General features: G+C 52.5%; 2 protein-coding genes. One reads left to right on the forward strand and one right to left on the reverse strand.

Going from position 1 to position 1193, the window contains the following annotated elements:
- Positions 1–54: 54 nt before the first annotated feature.
- Positions 55–957 carry a GalU regulator GalF gene (gene galF / locus FN633_RS14490; protein ID WP_042389866.1) on the forward strand — a complete coding sequence of 301 codons (903 nt, stop codon included), beginning with the start codon at positions 55–57 and terminating at the stop codon, positions 955–957.
- On the opposite strand, the gene FN633_RS18400 is transcribed toward galF, so the two are convergent.
- On the reverse strand, positions 954–1193 hold a 240-nt coding region (locus FN633_RS18400), incomplete at its 5' end, for a hypothetical protein (RefSeq protein ID WP_208674117.1). The genes galF and FN633_RS18400 overlap by 4 nt on opposite strands.

The following is a 1193-nucleotide window of genomic DNA, read 5'->3' on the forward strand; positions in this document are numbered from 1 at the left end:
TAAACGAGATCAAAGGGCTATAATTCAGCAACCATTTTATAGGTGGAAGTGATAATGATTAATTTGAAAGCGGTTATTCCGGTAGCGGGTCTGGGGATGCACATGCTGCCTGCCACCAAGGCGATCCCAAAAGAGATGCTGCCGATCGTCGATAAGCCGATGATCCAGTACATCGTCGACGAAGTGGTTGCTGCAGGGATCAAAGAGATCGTTCTGGTTACCCACTCATCTAAAAACGCGGTAGAGAACCACTTCGACACCTCCTACGAGCTTGAGGCTCTGCTGGAGCAGCGCGTTAAGCGTCAGCTGCTGGCGGAAGTACAGTCTATCTGCCCGCCGGGTGTGACCATTATGAACGTGCGCCAGGCGCAGCCGCTGGGTCTGGGCCACTCCATTCTCTGCGCGCGTCCTATCGTCGGTGATAGCCCGTTTGTGGTGGTACTGCCGGACATCATTCTGGACACGTCGACCGCCGATCCGCTGCGCTACAACCTCGCCGCGATGGTAGCCCGTTTTAACGAAACCGGTCGCAGCCAGGTGCTGGCAAAACGCATGAAGGGCGATCTCTCCGAGTACTCCGTGATCCAGACCAAAGAGCCGCTGGATAGCGAAGGTAAAGTGAGCCGTATCACCAACTTTATCGAGAAACCGGATCAGCCGCAGACGCTGGATTCCGATCTGATGGCGGTAGGGCGCTATGTCCTGTCGGCCGATATCTGGGCCGAGCTGGAGAAAACCGAGCCGGGCGCATGGGGCCGTATTCAGCTGACCGACGCCATTGCTCGACTGGCGGAAAAACAGTCCGTAGATGCGATGCTGATGACCGGCGATAGCTATGACTGTGGCAAGAAAATGGGCTACATGCAGGCGTTCGTGAAGTACGGTCTGCGTAACCTGAAGGAAGGGCAAAAGTTCCGCAACAGCATTCAGAAACTGCTGAGCCAAAGCCAGGCCTAGGCCACAATTAAGTAATATTTATTTAATTCGACGGCAAGAGATCGTTCATTATGCGGTAACAATTCGCGGTGAACAATCCCTTGCCGTTTTTGTTTTACAACCCCCAAATTCTTGTAGATCAAGGGGTTGTGATGATTAAACATACAGCAAAACGCTAAGAATTTTCCTTGTTTCTGTACGCGTTTAGGATGACAATTAGCACCTGATTTTTCGCCCAACTGGCACAGTTTGGGTGC

It is taken from the genome of Pseudescherichia vulneris (genome assembly GCF_902164725.1).
GTDB classification, from domain to species: domain Bacteria; phylum Pseudomonadota; class Gammaproteobacteria; order Enterobacterales; family Enterobacteriaceae; genus Pseudescherichia; species Pseudescherichia vulneris.